Source organism: Hymenobacter terrenus, from assembly GCF_000972495.1.
GTDB classification, from domain to species: domain Bacteria; phylum Bacteroidota; class Bacteroidia; order Cytophagales; family Hymenobacteraceae; genus Hymenobacter; species Hymenobacter terrenus.
Genome location: NZ_LATM01000001.1, coordinates 372,168 through 388,438, shown reverse-complemented (window position 1 = coordinate 388,438; position 16,271 = coordinate 372,168). Strand labels below are relative to the sequence as shown.

Sequence of the window (16,271 nt, the reverse complement as noted above, 5' to 3'; positions counted from 1 at the left end):
GCGGTCAACGAACAGGTCGTTCTTACCGCCGCGTGGGTTCGTCGGAGTGTGTGCGGCCGCTCTCATTAGGAGGCAGGCCATTGGTAAGGCTGCCCAGGTTGGCGTGCGCCCTGGCCGCGTTGTCGAATACCTCGCTTATCATGTTGCCAATGGCCTGGGCCACCTCCGGGCCGTTGCGGGCCACGGTGCCGCTGAGCACGCTGTAGTAAAAGGTGGCCATGGTGTCGGCGTCCCACAAGCTGCCCATGTTGGTATGTACGGCCCGCAGTTGGTTGAGGGTGATGTCGATGGTTTGTTGGTCGGAGTGGGTCATGGCGGGGGCGGTAAAATTCCAAGTAACGAATTAACGGAGAAGCTGACTTTCAGTACGCCGGCCGGCTTTTTGGGACAATGAGCATGCCCGGGTTGTCAGCAATGGTCATCACTTCTTCCGGATTCAGCCCGAGCTTGTTGCTGAACTACAGCAGAAAGTCGCTGTCGTCGGGGCTCAGGCACAAAGGTGCTTTCGCTTAGTTGGCTATCGGCCGCGGCGATTAGCACTACGGTCTAACAGAAGGCGAACTTCTTCCGCAGCGTGTTCAGCACATCTTCGAGCGAATGGCTCTCTCGCATGTTCTTGGGTGGGTTTTGGTGAGTTGAGAACAAGCACCCCGGAGGGCGCTTGGTTGAACGGCGCCTTATCTGGAAGGTTATGATCGAGGGACTGATGTCGCCCTAGTCGGCAGTTCAAATCATCCCTACTGGAAGCGGCCTCTTTCGTGTATGCCACTGGGGTCTTCAATAAAACTATTTCCGGGGAGCGGCTCGCTCTAGCTCTGGCAACAATTCCCAGGTTTGTACCGCGATAGGTTGTAGTGCAGCGGCTAAGTCCACGTACTTCCAGGCATTGAGGTAGTCATGCTTGAGAAAGTATACAATAGCTAGTTTTTCATAAGCTTGAAAGTTTTCCAAAGCATCATGCGAAGTAGTTAGGAACAGTTGAATGGCGTTGACAGCATCTTCCAAGTCAGAGGCCTGCTTGTTCCGCTCAAAGCGCAGTAAGAGCGTTTGGCTGATATCAAGTAGTACTTTCAGGTTGGTAGGGTCGTATTTCCGAGTCAGTTTGAAATAGTGTAGGGATGCGATAAACTCTTCGCGTGCTCCGGCCACAGCGCCAAAACCCCAATAGGCAGTAGCATTGGTGCTATCCAACAGCCATGCTTGGTTAAGCCGCTTTATAGCCGTGTTAAAGTCATCTTTTCGTATACACTCCCACCCTTTGCCAGCGTAATATTTCGCCGCGGCTTGTCGATTGGGGAATAGCTGGTCGCAAGCGGTTAAAAACTGTTCATCTGCTTTGCGTAGGACCCGGCTTTTTCGTGCGCCGCCGTACATCGGAAGCAGATTAATGCTGCCATCGCGGACTACCTGCGCCTTTGCAGTACAAGCCAGCAAGCACGAGCACAGGAAAGTCAGGGAAGCAAGGACCAGCCGGCGCTTTCTCATGCGTACCGAAATTTCGCCGCGGCTTGTCGATTGGGGAATAGCTGGTCGCAAGCGGTTAAAAACTGTTCATCTGCTTTGCGTAGGACCCGGCTTTTTCGTGCGCCGCCGTACATCGGAAGCAGATTAATGCTGCCATCGCGGACTACCTGCGCCTTTGCAGTACAAGCCAGCAAGCACGAGCACAGGAAAGTCAGGGAAGCAAGGACCAGCCGGCGCTTTCTCATGCGTACCGAAAAATTTATTGGTTTAACAAAAGAAAGGCTGGAAGCCCCCGCCAACAGATTCCTATCTGACGCGTCTGGTTTGCGATCTGAAAACTGCTTTTTACAGCTACCTGCCCTCATCCAGCACCTGTTCGACCCAGCCCTTGCCCCAGTCCTCCAGTTCTTGAGCGGTCCAGAGCTGAGGGTAGAAGATGCGGCGCTGGAACTTGGGGGGCAGGTAGCTGCGCCAGTTGGTGCCTCCCGTGGCGGCCACATCAGTAGGGTTGCGTTGCAGGTAGCGCACCGCCGACTTAAAGTGCATCAGCGGCCAGTTCACGTTCACGCTCACATCGAGCTGGCGCATGGCGCGCAGCAGACGGGGGTGCTGCCGGTCTTCCTCGGGCAGGCGCTGCACCACCGACCACACGTTGCGGTGGTGAAATGCCTCGGCGTGGCGCACGAGTTCGGCCGTGTACTTGCGCTCAAACTCGATTAGCGTAAGCGCCTTGGCGCCGCTGGCCTCTACGGTGGCCCCGGCTTTCCAGTAGATGCAGCCCAGCAGCTGGTCATAGTCGTGGGCCGAGGCCTCGCCCAGGGCTTGGCGCTTGGCCTCATCAGTGAGGTTTTCGAGGCTGGTGCTGGCAATTTCTATCATTCGGTATTGCACCGACTGAAAGCCCGAGGCGGGCATCAGGGCCATGCGGAAATCGAGGAACTGCTGCTTGTCCATGCCGTCGACCATCACATCGAATGAATCGATGAGATTGTCGAAGTAGCGGTTGATGCGGCCCAGGCGTAGCACTATTTCTCCCAGCGTGGGGTGCTGAAGGTCGCCGATTTGCTCGTACTCGCAGAGGCAGAGCTTGAAGTATAGCTCCGAAATCTGATGGTACATGATGAAAATTCGCTCGTCGGGAAGGTTAGTGAGGGGCCGTTGGAGCGAGAGCAGCGTGTCGAGTTCAATATAGTCCCAGTAGTTGATATACTTGGCGTGGTAGAGACCTTCGAGGTAGGCGGCGAGGTCTTGGCCGTCGGGCGCGTACTTATCCTGAAGCCGGCGGAGCTGCGCTAAAACGGCCGGCGAAAACTCATCCTGGGTGGGAGGGGTTGACATGTAAAAGAGGACAATGAGTGAAGAATTAGCTGGGTGGGGCTGGAACAAATATCGACAAAATACCCAGGTTTCAAGGGGCGGGTTTAGGCGCCTTGCCTACTAACTCGCAACTAAAATGGTTGCGCAGCATCTTTGCCGATAATTCCCGGTCTGAAAGCCAGGAAGAGCAATGAATTTTACAATTTTTGTTGCTCAACCAAATCACATAAACTGCCCGGTATGGGCACAATCCACTACTTTTAGCGTCGTAACCCTATCGACGGCGCAAGCCCATGGCCGAAAAATCCAGCATTTTTGATATGATTGGGCCCGTGATGATTGGGCCCAGCTCATCGCACACGGCCGGGGTGGTGCGCATCGCCCGGGCTGCCATCCGCATTTTGGGTGCCGTCCCTACCGAGGCCGTCGTCACCTTTTATAATTCCTTCGCCCGTACCTACGAGGGCCACGGCTCCGACCGCGCCATCGTGGCGGGCCTGCTCGGCTACGCCCCCGACGACACGCGCATTCGCACAGCTTTCGACCATGCCGCGGAGGCTGGTTTGAAGTACACGTTTCAGAGTGTGGGCAACGCCTCGACCATGCACCCCAATACCATTAAGGTAAATTTGCTCGACGGGGCCACCGGCCACCGCGTGGAGGTGGTAGGACAGAGCCGGGGCGGCGGCGTGATTCGCATTGTGGAGGTCGATGGGTTTCCGGCCGACTTTTCGGGGGCGCTGCACACACTCATCATCGACGCGCACGACGTGCCCGGCTCCATTGCCTTCATTGCCTCCGTCATTGCCCACGACGAGTGCAACATCGCTACCATGTTTGTGAGCCGGAAGGGCCGTAATGACGCGGCCCGGCAGTTTATCGAAATGGACAGCCCAATAAAGGAAATAACACTGACTTATCTGCGTCAGCTGAGCTGGGTGCAGCACATCACTTACATTCCGACGCTCGAATAGGGAGCTGACTATGTAATAAATGGCGCTGCCCAACGATTACTATGATTCTTCCCTGAGTAACCAACGCCTCAATTTCTGCGAGATGAAACGAAAGACGATTACTGCATTACACTTTCGGCCGCTGGCATTGGCCGGAGTCGTGCTGACAATGACTACCGTCGCCCAGGGCCAAAATCCCGTACCTCCCCCGGCCGCCGCTTTGGGGACGCCCGCTCAGGCTGCGCCCACTGGTCCCTGGACCCTGCAAGCGGCCGTAGACTACGCCCTGGCCCACAATCTGACCGTGCGGGCCAGCGAGTTGACGGCTCAGCAGCAAGAGGCCACTCAGCGCCTCAACCGGGCCGCTCTGCTGCCCACGGCTGGCTTCACGGGCAACCAGAGTTTTAACTTTGGCACCAACAGAGACCCGCTGACGAACCAGTTTCAGGCCGTAAACGTGCGCTCCAATAACTTCTCGGCTTCGGGCCAAGTGACATTGTTTTCGGGCTTTCAGCTGCGCAATACCGTGCGGCAGGGGATGCTGAATGCTCAGGCGGCGCGGGTCGACATTGAAAAGGCCCGTAACGATTTGTCGTTGAACGTGGCCTCGTCATTCCTGCAATTGCTATTGGCCCAGGAGCTTATTCGAGCCTCTGAGGCTCGGATAAGTACCATCCGCGAGCAAGTAGTTCGCAGCGAAAAATTGTTGAAAGCCGGGGCCGTGGCCGAAGGCAATTTACTTGATATCCGCGCCCAGCTAGCCAGTGAGGAGCGGACCTTGGTGACGGCCCAAAACCAGCTCGCCCTAGCTCAGCTGACGCTGGTACAACAGCTCAACCTGGACCCGGCCAGCGCCAGCCGCTTCGAGGTAGTAGTGCCTACGTTGCCCGACCCCACTACCCTTACGGCTACTGCCGACGCCCTAGACCCGAATGCCACCTTCGAGCAGGCCCGCCAACGCCTACCCGAAATCAAGGCCGCCGACTTGCGCGTGCTCAGTGCCCAGCGGGGGCTCGACATTGCCCGCGGGGGCTATTACCCCAGGCTGACCCTGGCGGGTGGGGTTTCGACCGGCTTTTCGTCGGTACGTAGCCAGCAGGTATTGAATACGGACAGGTTTACGCTGACGCCCGTGTTTCAGCCCGACCCAACGGTACCAACCGGTTACTCACCTTCAATTTACGTGCTGCCACAGCCGTCTTTTGATAGACTCCCCTACAAGTTCCTGGACCAGCTGTCGGATAACCGCGGTGAGTTCCTGCAATTTACTCTCAACGTTCCTATTCTGAATGGGCTGCAAACCCGTGTGGGCGTGCAGCAGGCCCAGGTCAGCATTCAGCAAGCAACGCTACAGGCCGAGCAAGTCAAGCTTCAATTGCGCCAAACCATTCAGCAAAGCTTCGCTGACGCGCTGGCGGCTCAGCGCCGTTTCGCAGCCAGCTCTCGCCAGGTAGATGCCTTGGCGCTGGCCTTCCGCAACGCCGAAATTCGCTTCAATAACGGTTTGCTCAACGGTACCGATTTTAACCAGGCCCGCAATAATCTCACGGCAGCGCAGTCGGATATGATTCAGGCTAAATATGAGTTTTTTTTCCGTCGCAAAGTCCTCGACTTCTACCAGGGTAAGCCACTGGCACTGTAGTTATTCAGCAATTAGCAATTGCCACTTGACAAGTGCGGTTACATCCGACTGCATTTGTTGAGTGCTGACTATTAGCTGTTGAAGAAAAATTGTTTAAATGTTCATTGTTACTTGTTTAAATGAAAAATAACCGTTTACTCTTCATTCTCATTGGCCTGGTGGTGGTGCTGTTGGTAGGCTACACCGTGGCCAAAAAACAAGGGTGGGTGGGCAAGCCGTCCGGTGTGGAGGTGCTCATGGCTAAAGCCGGCCCAGCCAATATTGTAGAGAAGGTGAGTGCCTCGGGCAAGGTGCAGCCCGAAACCGAAGTGAAAATCTCGCCTGACGTATCCGGCGAAATCATCGAGCTGTATGTGCAAGAGGGTGATTCGGTGCGCAAGGGGCAGTTGCTGCTGCGCATCCGGCCCGATAACTACCAGGCCCAGGTAGAGCTGCAGAGTGCGCAGGTCGGTACCCAACGCGCCAACGTAGGGCAGGCCCAGGCCCGCCTTCAGCAGCTGCTGGCCAATGCCAAGCAAACCGAGCTGACCTACCGCCGCAATGCCTCACTCTACAAGCAGAAGGTGATTTCGCAGGCTGATTACGAGGCCAGCCAGGCGGCTTACAACGCTTCGCAAGAAGAAATAAACAGCGCCCGCCAGCAAATTCGCGCCGCGCAAAGCACCGTGGGCGCCGCCTCGGCCTCGTTGGAAGAGGCCCGCAAAAACCTCAATAAAACCACTATCTACGCTCCGGTAAATGGCACGGTCAGTAAGCTCAACGTGAAGAAGGGCGAGCGGGTAGTGGGCACTACCCAAATGGCCGGCACAGAAATCATGCGCATTGCTAACCTCAACAATATGGAGGTGCGCGTGAACGTGAATGAGAACGATGTGAATAACGTGAACATCGGCGATTCGGTGGAGGTCGAAGTGGATGCCTACAGCAGCCGGGACGAGAAGTTTCGGGGCCTCGTGACCAATATCGCCAACACGGCCAAAGACGCCCTGACGGCCGAAGCCGTGACGGAGTTTGAGGTGCGTATTCGCCTGCTTCCCGAGAGCTACAAGCACCTGCTGCGCACCGTGAAGCGCCGCACCATCGTGCCATTCCGCCCCGGCATGACGGCCTCGGTCGACATCATTACCGACCGTAGATCGGGGGTGTTGAGCGTGCCGCTGGCAGCCGTAACTACCCGTTCTGATTCGACGGTGGCGAAAGGTGATAACCAGAGCGGCTCGTCGGCTCGCTCGAACCGCAAAGGCAGTGCAGTTCCTACCGACCCCGCTGCGGCGCCCAAACCCGAGATTCAGGAGGTGGTGTTCGTGATTAAAAACGGCAAGGCAGTGATGACGCCCGTGAAAACCGGCATCAGCGACTTCCAGAGTATTGAGGTGCTAAGCGGTGTGCAGGCCGGCGACCAGGTTGTGAGCGGCCCGTTTCGTGCCGTGGCCAAAACCCTTAAGGATGGCGCGCTGGTTGAAGTCAAGGACGCTAAATCGCTAAATAAAGAAGCGATGAAGGAAGAGCCCGAGGCGGATAAGTAAGCCCTTGGCATATTGGATGGAACGTCATGTGGAGCTTGCCAGAGCTTCTTTACTGCGCAAATAATTATTGCGGTAAAGGTGCTTCGGCAAGCTCCGCATGACGTTCTTGGTTTCTCTAACCAACAATTCCCACCAATTTGGAAAAAGTAGCCATGCTTGGCGGTGGTTCCTGGGCCACCGCACTCACCAAAATTCTCAGCGAAAACGGCTCCCGCGTGGACTGGTGGCTGCGCGCAAAAGATGACGTGCAGCATCTGCTGCGCACCCGCCATAATCCACGTTATCTCTCGGCCGTGCAGTTCGACCTAAACCTCGTATACCCCACCGCCGACCTGGAAGATGCTATTGAGGAGGCTGATTGGCTGGTGCTGGCTGTGCCTGCCGCCTTCGTGCAGCCCGTGCTGGAAAAGCTGGACCGCGACGCACTGAAATACAAGAAAGTTGTTTCGGCCATCAAGGGCATGATTCCCGGCAAAAACCAGCTGGTGACCGATTATGTGGCCGAGCGGTTTCGGCTAGGGCGGCACCAGTTGGGCGTCATCGCCGGGCCGTGTCACGCTGAGGAAGTAGCCCTGGAAAAACAGAGCTACCTCACCATCGGCTCGCCTGATGCCGGACTGGCGCTGGGGTTTTGCGAGTTGCTGCGCAATCGCTACGTGCGTGCCCATCCAGCGGCCGACCTCGACGGAATTGAGTATTGCGCGGTGATGAAAAACATTATTGCCCTTACCGGCGGCATCGCCCACGGCGTGGGCTATGGCGACAATTTCCTGGCCGTGCTGGTGAGCAATGCAGTGCAGGAAATCCGTCGTTTTCTACAAGTCATTAGTCCCCAGCCGCGCGACCTGTCCGCCTCCGCCTACCTCGGCGACCTGCTGGTGACGGCGTATTCACAATTTTCGCGCAACCGCACATTCGGGAGCATGGTGGGCCGCGGCTATTCCGTGAAATCGGCTCAGTTGGAAATGAATATGATAGCAGAAGGATACTACGCGGTGAAAAGCATTTTCGAGTTGAATAAAAAGCTGAAAGTGCATATGCCTATTACCAGTGCTGCTTATCGGGTGCTGTATGAAAAAGTGGCCCCGCAGGTAGAGATGGAGTTGTTGAAGGAGCAGTTACGGTAAGTATTTATTTCACTCGAAAAATAAGTGAACTATTGTTTAGTAATTTTCTTTTATACGTGTACTTTATGAACATTGCAACTTAGCTAGACTAATAGACTTTTAATGTGCTAGTAAGAAGCTAATTGATTTATACATTCAAATATTATTTGGTTTGTCCTAATTCAGGGTAATAGATTTGTGCTTGTTCACACACTTAAAGTTTTGTCCACGTTTCGTATAAAATGTGGCGCTTATGATGAAAACTAAGTTGGGTATTGCTACCTTAATACTAACTTGCTCAGTGGTTGGGGGCCTATCTTCCTGTTCAAAAAAGGAAACGGAATTATCTCCTATTGCTGCCAACAAATCAGCAGACGTGCAGACTATTGATGGACGTCTGGTATTTAAAGACTCTGATTCTTATGTTCGCACATTAGAGTCATTGAAGTTTAATTCGCCCGAAGATTTAGCTCGTTGGGAGAAGACGATGAAATTTTCTTCGTTACGTGCTGGTGTTAATGACAATGAGGTTGCTCTCAAGGAAGAATTCCGTTTCCCTGGCTTCATCTCAGCAGTCATCAACAAACAGGGGGTTTATCAGGTAGGCGAAAAGTTATACTGGTATCATGCTCATAAGATGCATGAATTCAATAATCTAACAGACCTGGTGCTCGCTCAATCCGGTCAGAATGTAGTTCATAAGTCATTTGAGGCTGGTTGCGTTAAGTCTCGCATTGCTGAAAGAACTATTGGTTCTAACTCTTCACGTGACGGTCTATATCAATATGATTTTTGTCTAGCCGGTAATTGCGGGTCCCGACGGAAAATTATTTACGAAATTTATTCTTATACTCAGCAATTAACAGATTTTCCTAACTACTATGCAGCACTTGTTTTTTCCGCAAAGCTGGAGTATCGCTCCAGAGATAGGTGGAAAGTTGCTGGTGATTCTCGTCAAGTAATTGTTAGTCTAGGCGGTCCGGTTAGTATTTACACTCCTTTTGGCCTTAGCGCACAGCCTTCTGCCTCCGTGCAGTACAATAACGTCTCAAATAGTGATGTGGAACTTACTATCTCCGCCCGAGAAGTTGCTGGTTATGACCAATCACAATTTGGTTGGGATTTCGCACTTGGTGGTACAATTACTTCGTACGTATCAGGATATCAAAGTCAACCATACGTAATACAAGGTACTAATTTGTGGTAAAAAGCGATGATAGTTTTGTCATTGCTAAACGTGGTTCCGCATTCATTGCGGAACCACTTTTTTATGTGATTTGCAGCCTTATCTAATCTTAATACGTTCAAGTATCGAGTACTACGATAGCAGCTACTTAATAACCTTCCTAGCACGACTGCAACATCTACCTTCTGGAAAGAACGATTGAGGTAGCTGATTACAAAATTGGTCTGACGCAATGACTTGGCTGCCTCTTGCTCTGGTCACGGCACTCTGCCTGGCGCTCTATAATTTCTTCATTAAGCTAGCCGCCAATCATGTGCCTCCGGCCGTGGGCGCGGTGGTGCTACAGTTAGTCGCGGCTGCGCTAGGAGGCGTGTGGCTGCTTCGGTTGAAACTGCAGGGGCAGCCTTTGCCAGTGAGTGGTAAGGGGCTGGGGCTGGCGGTGCTGGCTGGGTTAGGTGTTGGCTTGGCTGAGATACTAACCTTCGTGGTTTATCAGCGTGGGCTGCCGGTTTCGCTGGGCACGCCCATAATCGTGGGTGGGTCGGTGCTGCTCACGGCTATTCTGGGGCTAGTGGTGCTGCGCGAAGCTCTGACGGTAGCGCAGGTCGGCGGCTTGCTGCTGATTGTGGTAGGCATTGCGGTGCTGGCCCGCGGGCATTAAGGCAAGTACTAGTGCCGCCATGGCTTGGTGTCTAGGTGGTAACTTTTGGGTACTTTATAGATATCAACTTCCTGATTGTGATACGCGGGTGGGAAGTTGAAAAGAGGCTGGAAAAAGCCACGCTTGTTGGGGAAAGCCACCACGTAGGCGTAACGGGTGTTGCCTTGCTGGTCATTATCAATCTGCCAAGAACGCTGCTGCATTTGAGAATGGGCGTAGAATCGGAAGAACAGATTGTGGGTGGGCTCTGGGATGAGTGTGGGGCCAGGCGGCTGGGTCGCCAGCCACTGCAGACCGGCGTGGTAAGCGGCATTGGTACCGCGTGCGGCTGGGTTCACACGTACCACAGTAAAGGTTTGGTAAATGGCGAACAGCCCCGTTGCAATGGTCAACGACGGACGGAGCCAGCGGTGCGTGGGCCACTGCTGGAGTAGCCAATCCACTACGATGCCGGCGATAATAAAGAAGAAAAACGCTTTGTAGAGCAGCACGCGCTCCGGTGGGAATACCCGTTGCACGAAGATAATTGCGTAAGGTAGCGCCACGAACCAGAGCGCGGGTTCTGCTAGGTGTTGCAATAGCTGCGCTTGGCGGGTAGGTAGCCGGCCGGTCCTGCCCAATTGTACCAGCCATCCCAATAATAGCAGCACAGGTACCGTAATGAGGCCACCCAAAGTGCGCTGGCCCGCCAGAAATCCTTCGTTGTGCCAGATGTAAGACGGCAAACCCGCCCAAAAAGTAGTGGGCTCAAGGGCCGCCACGTAGCCATTACCCGTGAACTTATCGAACCCCGAGATAAATAGGAGCGGGGCGTAGAGGGTGGTTGCCGCCAAGCCAATGAGGCCTGCTAGGGCTGCTAGCCCACCCAATTGCCCCCATTGTCCTCGCCTTATGAAGGCCCACGCCAGCCAGGAAAAAGTAGACGCCAGCACGTAAACAAAAGTGGGCACGGTGTAGCACCCCACCACACCCGCTAGCACCAGGCCGAACCAGGCCGCTCGCGGTCGGTTTCCGGTTGCCGAGGCCAACATGCTGAAAAATATGATACCAGCCAGCAGTATCACTAGCCAATACCCTCGGCCAACTCCCGCATGGTAGAGGCTAAGCTGCAACCAGCTAAACAGTGTAGTAGTCACGGCCGCGACGCGGAATCCTGCACGTCTGAGCAAGGCTGCAAATAGAAAAAGCGTGGCCACGGTGCTAACTAGCAGCACCGGCAGCCGCATGCTCCACCAGAAGCCTGTGCTCAGCTGGTAGAACAACAGGCTGATGGTGTTCGAGAACACGTGGTTGTTGGGGATGGGATAATAGGCGCTGGTGGCGAGCAGGCCTTTGCTCACGAACACTTCGTAAGAAACAGCGTCGTCATACTCGGGATTGGCGATGCTGAAGTGCAGTCGCAAAGCAGTGAGCACTGTGAATACCGCCAGTGCCTGCCGCCGCTGCTTAGGAGTTAATTGGACCAAGCCAGCAAACAGCCCATTCCAGGATTGACCAAGCTCGCCCCCCAGCTTGCTGAATTCTAATCGGCTGGTTGGCAACAGGCTCAGCCCCACGGATAGGCTGGCTAGCAGCCAAGCTCCCCGGCTCATTTCGGTGCGCAAAGTTGCCAGATCTGCGGCCGTGAAGGGCCGGATGTGCCAGGGGTAAAACGGGAAAATGTGGTCGAGTGCCCGGGCTTCGGCCCAGGTAGCGGAACCAAGAACCAATGCTGCGTATCCAGTGCAAGCCGCTAGCATCAGGCAGGCAGACAGAGTAACAAAACGAACTGGCGGCATTGGCAAAGCAGGTTTGGGCGGCCCAAAATTAGCGTTTGGGAGCGTAGATGGTCACCAACTCATCGCGGTAAACGGGGTGGTAAGGTGCGGGGGGAGGCTGAGTGCTGGGCGGATGCTGGTGGCCGATAACGAGAAAGTCAAAACCTGCTTCCGGAGCCGCGCCAGGGGCTGCGTGCAATGTCAGGTGCCGTGTTTTTGCCAGTTGGAGGTAGTGCGCAAAAAATAATTCGTGCAGCGGCGCTTGCAGCCATACCTCTGCCGGTGGGCCCTTCTCGGTGGCCTGCGTTTCCAGCCATTGGTAGGCTTGTTCAAACTGTAGCGTCTCGTGCTGGGAGGCCTTAATCTGTAGTCGCTGCTGATAGAGCCGGATTCCGCCAATCCCGATAACTGCCAACACGATAAGTGGCCACCACGTCCGAACGGGCAATATGCGCCGAACGGGCAGCCGAACCACTAAAAGCGCGCCCAGCAAATACCCCAGGAACGTAGTATAAAGTAGTAACCGAGTGGGCGCATACACCCGCTGCGCGGCCATCAGCAGCAAAGGCAGCGCCAGCAGCGTCCAGGTCAGCAACCCTAGCGTTTGCCGGGTTCCCGTCATCACCCAGCGGCGCACTGCCAAGCCACCCAGCAGTGTCCCGGCCAGCCAAGCCGGCCCGCTATAGCGGGGCGAAGGGCCAAATAGCTCTGCCGCTCTTTCGTAGAGCACCGCTCGGTATGTGTTCCAGAATTCGGCAGAAGTCTTGGCCACCACGTAGCGGTTCGAAACCAGCTGCCGCCAGCCCGACACGGCTACTACTGGCGCATACAGCAGCGAGGTAACCACCAGAATGATGAGTCCAGCTAACAGTAATTCACCCATACGGTGCCTACACCCTTGAAGCAGTAGCCCCGCCCCCAAACCCAGGACCAGCCCCGCCAGAGGATAAGCATACGTGGGGATGGTATAAAGCCCCAGAATACTACTCGTTATGAAAGTCAGCCAGCTCAGCCGGATGTAGCCAGACGCAGGCCGCAGCAGCTCAACCACCGCGAACAAACCTAGTTGCAGCAGGCAGAACTGCACGAAATACCCCCGTCCCACGGCCGCGTAATACAGCCATAGCGGTGCCATTCCCACTAGGCCTGTGACGAGCGTAGCCAGTCGCAGACCCGTGAGCCGCGCCAGTAGTATGTAGCCCGCCACTGTGCCAATGGTGCCCAGCACCAGTGTCGGCAACCGCATAACGAGCCGCGGCGACAACCCCACTTGTGCCAGCGGCCAGGCCAGGAAATTGTAGAAAATGTGGTTGTTAGGAATAGGGTAGAAGCAGCTGATTGCTATTGGGCCATGCGCTACGAAATAGTCGTACGAAGCCACCTCGTCGGTTCCCAGCGGGTAATAAGCCACATACCAGGTGCGAGCCAGCAGCAGCAGCAGCACCGCCCCAACAGCCACGGTTTGGGAAGATGCAGGCAACCGCTGCCACCACTGACTAAGCCGCTGCCAACCATAGCGAAGCTCCAATCTTAGCCCGCCAAGGGGTTGCCACGCACGCTGTAGGATGATTACTACGCTTAGGCCCACGAGGGCTCCGCTCGCCAATAGCACAAGTAGCCAGCTATACCGGGCCGGCGTGAGTGCCAATGCTAGCCTAACAAAACCGTCTTCGTGATAGGGGAGGGTGCCTAGGATGAGTATCTGGTTATAGGACTTAGTCGCAAACAGCAGACCCAGTCCTGCGCTGGTGAATAGTATACAGATTGCCCCTACGAAAAGTAGGTAGCTATTTATTCCCTCATCCGGGTTAGCCACGGAACAGGTTACCGCTGGTGGATTTACGACCTCGCTCCCGGCCACTTATCCGCGGGCGGGCAAGGCACCCAGCTTTTCCAGCTCCACCCATACGCGGTGAGTAGGTAGCCCCATCACGGTGAAATACGAGCCTTCGAGCCGGTCGATGCCAACCATTCCAATCCAGTCTTGCGCGCCATAGGCCCCAGCCTTGTCGAAAGGCTGGGCAGTGGCGATGTAGTGGCTGATTTCGGTCGGACTAAGCGACCGGAAATGCACCGTGGTCTGGTCCGAAAATACCACCTGGCGGCCATCGCCGCAACGCAGGCAAACGGCCGTAAACACGTCGTGGGCGCGGCCCTGCAGGCGGGTGAGCATGTCGGTCGCTTCCGCCACGTTGGCGGGCTTGTTAAGCACATCGTCGTCCAGGCATACGATGGTATCGGCCGTAAGCACTACTTCGTCGGGCACCAGGGTAGCCACGTAGGCGGCCGCTTTGTGAGCGGCCAGGTATTCGGCTACCTCTGCCCGGCGCAAGTGGTCGGGAAAGTCTTCATCAACTTCCAGCAGACGGATTTCATAGGCTAGGCCCAGGTCGGTGAGGAGTTGGCGTCGGCGAGGCGAATTGGAGGCTAAGATGAGTTTCACGAAGGAAGGTCTTGAAAATACTCGGCGAATAAATTGCCTGCTTCCTCATCGGCAATACTGCTGAACAGGAAGCCCCCAATGGTTTTGGGGTAAAAAAACGTCGACTTGGGCGGCATCACGGCCCCGGAGTGGCACACGGCTTCCACTTCGGCCATGCTCACTTCGTTGACGATGAAGGCTGCCCGGGCCTCGCCGCGGTCGACGCGTTGCAGGCATTCGGCAAAATTGCGGACGTACGTCACGCCTTGCCACGTCCGTTGTGCGTCGGGGCCAATGATGCCCAGTGCTCTTTCCAAAACGAAAAAGTGTAGGACTGTCAAATCCAGCGTCTTCACTTCCTCGGTCGTTTCCCAATCCAGCAAGTGATGGGCCTCCGCCCGCAAGCGAATTTTATACGCCTGCCCATTCAGGTACAGCCCAAAAGCCCAGCGCTTGCCAGCAATTATTTCGGGCAGGTAAGTGGCATCTTCCTGCGGCAGCACGGTGAAATATGGGACTAACCGGGCCAGCAGCTCGGCGTCACTCAAGCCGCCGGGTAGCTCTAGTAGCAGGCGGTGGGTGGGCAGAATGCGCAGGTCGTCGGCCGCTGCATTGGTCAGGTATATGAGGTGATAGTTCCACGGTTCACGTCCGGTGGCCGTGCCATTGGCCGCCAGCTCGCGCGCCTGCCGGTAAGCCAGGGAGCCTTCGTAGCGGTGGTGGCCATCGGCCAGAATCACCTGCCGGGCGCTCAATACTTGCTGAAACCGCCGGATTATGGCCGCGTCCTGAATCACGGCCAGCACATCGCGGGCGCCCTGGTAATCTTCCTCCGTCTCATACAGCGGCGAGCGCATGGCCTCGTCCAGGTAGGTTTCCAACTCGAAATCCTCGTCGCGGTACAGGCCGTGCGTGGCGCTGGTTTGGAACTGCGTCCGGGCCAGCAGTTCAGCCCGGTCATTCACCGAGGCCGGCAGGGTATTCTCGTGGCGCAGCACCACATCCTCGTCCCAATCATAGGCCCAAATGTGGCACATGAAGCCCTTGCGGCAGTATTCGCGGGTGCTGCCCGTCAGCCGAAAGTACTGATAGTAGGCGTAGATGCCCGGCAATTCATCCTGTCGCAATACCCCACTGGCTTGCCATTCGCGCAGCCGCGCCAGGGCCGCACCCGCCGGGTCATTAGTCTGGGGCACCGATAGGTGAATGGAGTTGAGCGGATTGCGGTACAGCGCCTCCCGCTGCTTCGCCGACACTACATCAAATAATGGCGACACATAATTATCAATATCCGCGCTGAGCGTCGGGTTGTATCGCCAGCCGCGAATGGGTTGAATTTCAGCCAAAATTCTATTAGACAAATGATAATTGTATGATTATTAAATAAAAAATGACTTCACGGAGCCAATCGACTGCGCCACCAAGCGTTGTCTTCTAGTTCGTACACAATCCGGTCGTGCAGGCGGCTCGGGCGGCCCTGCCAGAATTCTACTCGGTGGGGCCGTAAAATGTAGCCGCCCCAGTGCGGTGGGCGTGGCAGCGGGTCTTGGGCACCAAACGTGCTGGCCACTTCGGCTTCGCGGGCTTCCAGCTCCTCGCGGCTGCCAATTATTTGGCTTTGGGGTGAAGCCCAGGCACCCAGCTGACTGCTGCGCGGCCGGCTCTGAAAATATTCAGTAGACATGGTTTCCGGAGCTTTTTCCACCCGGCCCTCCACCCGAACCTGCCGCTCCAGGCCCGGCCAAAAAAAGCTGATGGCTGCTAAGGGTTGCGCCGTCAGCTCATGTCCTTTCCGCGAGTCATAGTTGGTGTAAAATAAGAAGCCCGCATCGTCGGGTAAGCCCTTCAGGAGCACTACGCGGGACGAAGGCTGCCCACTGGCTGCCACTGTGCTCAGTGTTAGAGCCGTGGGTTCGTCGAGTTGGGCAGCAAGAGCTTCGTCAAGCCACACCCGAAACTGCTGCATAGCATCGGGTAGCACGTCGGCCTCGGAAAGGGTGCGCTGGGCGTAGGTTTTGCGCAAGTCAGCAAGGTGTGGGTCGGTCATTTTTTCAACGAGCAGATAACGATGAGCCAGTAATAAAGGCAGTGAGTTTGATTTCTCGGGGCAGGAGCTCCGGCCGGAAGGAACATTTTTTAGCAAGCAGTAGTCTTTTGTAAAGAATGGCTGGTTAAAACTGTCTTGCTGGCACAAAGTAACAACACACGCAAGGCAGCTATGCGGTGGTGCTTAAAGG

14 protein-coding genes are annotated in these 16,271 nt (G+C 55.7%); 6 read left to right on the top strand and 8 right to left on the bottom strand.

Going from position 1 to position 16,271, the window contains the following annotated elements:
* Positions 1–22: 22 nt before the first annotated feature.
* From WX88_RS01680 to WX88_RS01665, 3 genes are all read right to left on the bottom strand, one after another.
* Positions 23–313, bottom strand: coding sequence for a hypothetical protein (locus WX88_RS01680; RefSeq protein WP_046242549.1), 291 nt, complete (start codon positions 311–313; stop codon positions 23–25).
* 473 nt (positions 314–786) lie between these two features.
* A complete protein-coding gene (locus WX88_RS27060; protein ID WP_052732237.1) occupies positions 787–1,485 on the bottom strand; it encodes a tetratricopeptide repeat protein in 699 nt (232 codons plus the stop codon).
* A 330-nt stretch (positions 1,486–1,815) separates the two neighbouring features.
* Entirely contained in the window at positions 1,816–2,802 is a 987-nt protein-coding gene (locus WX88_RS01665; RefSeq protein WP_046242547.1) for a tryptophan 2,3-dioxygenase family protein, read from the bottom strand.
* 272 nt (positions 2,803–3,074) lie between these two features.
* On the opposite strand from WX88_RS01665, the gene sdaAB reads away from it, so the two are divergent.
* From sdaAB to WX88_RS01640, 6 genes are all read left to right on the top strand, one after another.
* A complete protein-coding gene (gene sdaAB, locus WX88_RS01660) occupies positions 3,075–3,755 on the top strand; it encodes an L-serine ammonia-lyase, iron-sulfur-dependent subunit beta (protein WP_046242546.1) in 681 nt (226 codons plus the stop codon).
* Between the two features lie 82 nt (positions 3,756–3,837).
* A complete protein-coding gene (locus WX88_RS01655; protein ID WP_197076634.1) occupies positions 3,838–5,376 on the top strand; it encodes a TolC family protein in 1,539 nt (512 codons plus the stop codon).
* A gap of 119 nt (positions 5,377–5,495) precedes the next feature.
* Positions 5,496–6,902: an efflux RND transporter periplasmic adaptor subunit gene (locus WX88_RS01650; RefSeq protein WP_046242544.1), complete on the top strand. Its 1,407-nt coding sequence runs from the start codon at positions 5,496–5,498 to the stop codon at positions 6,900–6,902.
* A 137-nt stretch (positions 6,903–7,039) separates the two neighbouring features.
* The gene (locus WX88_RS01645; RefSeq protein ID WP_082115779.1) at positions 7,040–8,029 is read left to right on the top strand and encodes an NAD(P)H-dependent glycerol-3-phosphate dehydrogenase; all 990 of its coding nucleotides are present in this window, start codon (positions 7,040–7,042) and stop codon (positions 8,027–8,029) included.
* A gap of 232 nt (positions 8,030–8,261) precedes the next feature.
* A complete protein-coding gene (locus WX88_RS29830) occupies positions 8,262–9,215 on the top strand; it encodes a hypothetical protein (protein WP_156175897.1) in 954 nt (317 codons plus the stop codon).
* Positions 9,216–9,426: 211 nt separating this feature from the next.
* The gene (locus WX88_RS01640; RefSeq protein ID WP_046242543.1) at positions 9,427–9,855 is read left to right on the top strand and encodes an EamA family transporter; all 429 of its coding nucleotides are present in this window, start codon (positions 9,427–9,429) and stop codon (positions 9,853–9,855) included.
* A gap of 8 nt (positions 9,856–9,863) precedes the next feature.
* Here the strand turns inward: WX88_RS01640 and WX88_RS01635 are convergent, their stop codons facing one another.
* The 5 genes from WX88_RS01635 to pdxH all read right to left on the bottom strand — a co-directional run bounded on the left by WX88_RS01635 (position 9,864) and on the right by pdxH (position 16,081).
* The gene (locus WX88_RS01635; protein ID WP_046242542.1) at positions 9,864–11,594 is read right to left on the bottom strand and encodes a hypothetical protein; all 1,731 of its coding nucleotides are present in this window, start codon (positions 11,592–11,594) and stop codon (positions 9,864–9,866) included.
* 67 nt (positions 11,595–11,661) lie between these two features.
* Positions 11,662–13,092 (bottom strand): hypothetical protein, encoded by a 1,431-nt coding sequence (locus tag WX88_RS01630; protein WP_156175895.1) that lies wholly within the window; start codon positions 13,090–13,092, stop codon positions 11,662–11,664.
* Between the two features lie 381 nt (positions 13,093–13,473).
* Positions 13,474–14,055: a Maf family protein gene (locus WX88_RS01625; RefSeq protein WP_046242540.1), complete on the bottom strand. Its 582-nt coding sequence runs from the start codon at positions 14,053–14,055 to the stop codon at positions 13,474–13,476.
* Entirely contained in the window at positions 14,052–15,395 is a 1,344-nt protein-coding gene (locus tag WX88_RS01620; protein ID WP_316932301.1) for a DUF1015 domain-containing protein, read from the bottom strand. Before WX88_RS01620 ends, WX88_RS01625 begins: the two co-directional genes overlap by 4 nt.
* Before the next feature lie 35 nt (positions 15,396–15,430).
* A complete protein-coding gene (gene pdxH / locus WX88_RS01615; protein ID WP_046242538.1) occupies positions 15,431–16,081 on the bottom strand; it encodes a pyridoxamine 5'-phosphate oxidase in 651 nt (216 codons plus the stop codon).
* Positions 16,082–16,271: the final 190 nt, after the last annotated feature.

Coding starts and splice junctions, on each gene's coding strand:
- WX88_RS01635 (WP_046242542.1), bottom strand. CDS start 11,594: ATGCTAGCGGCTTGCACTGGATACGCAGCATTGGTTCTTGGTTCCGCT.
- WX88_RS29830 (WP_156175897.1), top strand. CDS start 8,262: ATGATGAAAACTAAGTTGGGTATTGCTACCTTAATACTAACTTGCTCA.
- WX88_RS01680 (WP_046242549.1), bottom strand. CDS start 313: ATGACCCACTCCGACCAACAAACCATCGACATCACCCTCAACCAACTG.
- WX88_RS01650 (WP_046242544.1), top strand. CDS start 5,496: ATGAAAAATAACCGTTTACTCTTCATTCTCATTGGCCTGGTGGTGGTG.
- sdaAB (WP_046242546.1), top strand. CDS start 3,075: ATGGCCGAAAAATCCAGCATTTTTGATATGATTGGGCCCGTGATGATT.
- WX88_RS01640 (WP_046242543.1), top strand. CDS start 9,427: ATGACTTGGCTGCCTCTTGCTCTGGTCACGGCACTCTGCCTGGCGCTC.
- WX88_RS27060 (WP_052732237.1), bottom strand. CDS start 1,485: ATGAGAAAGCGCCGGCTGGTCCTTGCTTCCCTGACTTTCCTGTGCTCG.
- WX88_RS01665 (WP_046242547.1), bottom strand. CDS start 2,802: ATGTCAACCCCTCCCACCCAGGATGAGTTTTCGCCGGCCGTTTTAGCG.
- WX88_RS01655 (WP_197076634.1), top strand. CDS start 3,838: ATGAAACGAAAGACGATTACTGCATTACACTTTCGGCCGCTGGCATTG.
- pdxH (WP_046242538.1), bottom strand. CDS start 16,081: ATGACCGACCCACACCTTGCTGACTTGCGCAAAACCTACGCCCAGCGC.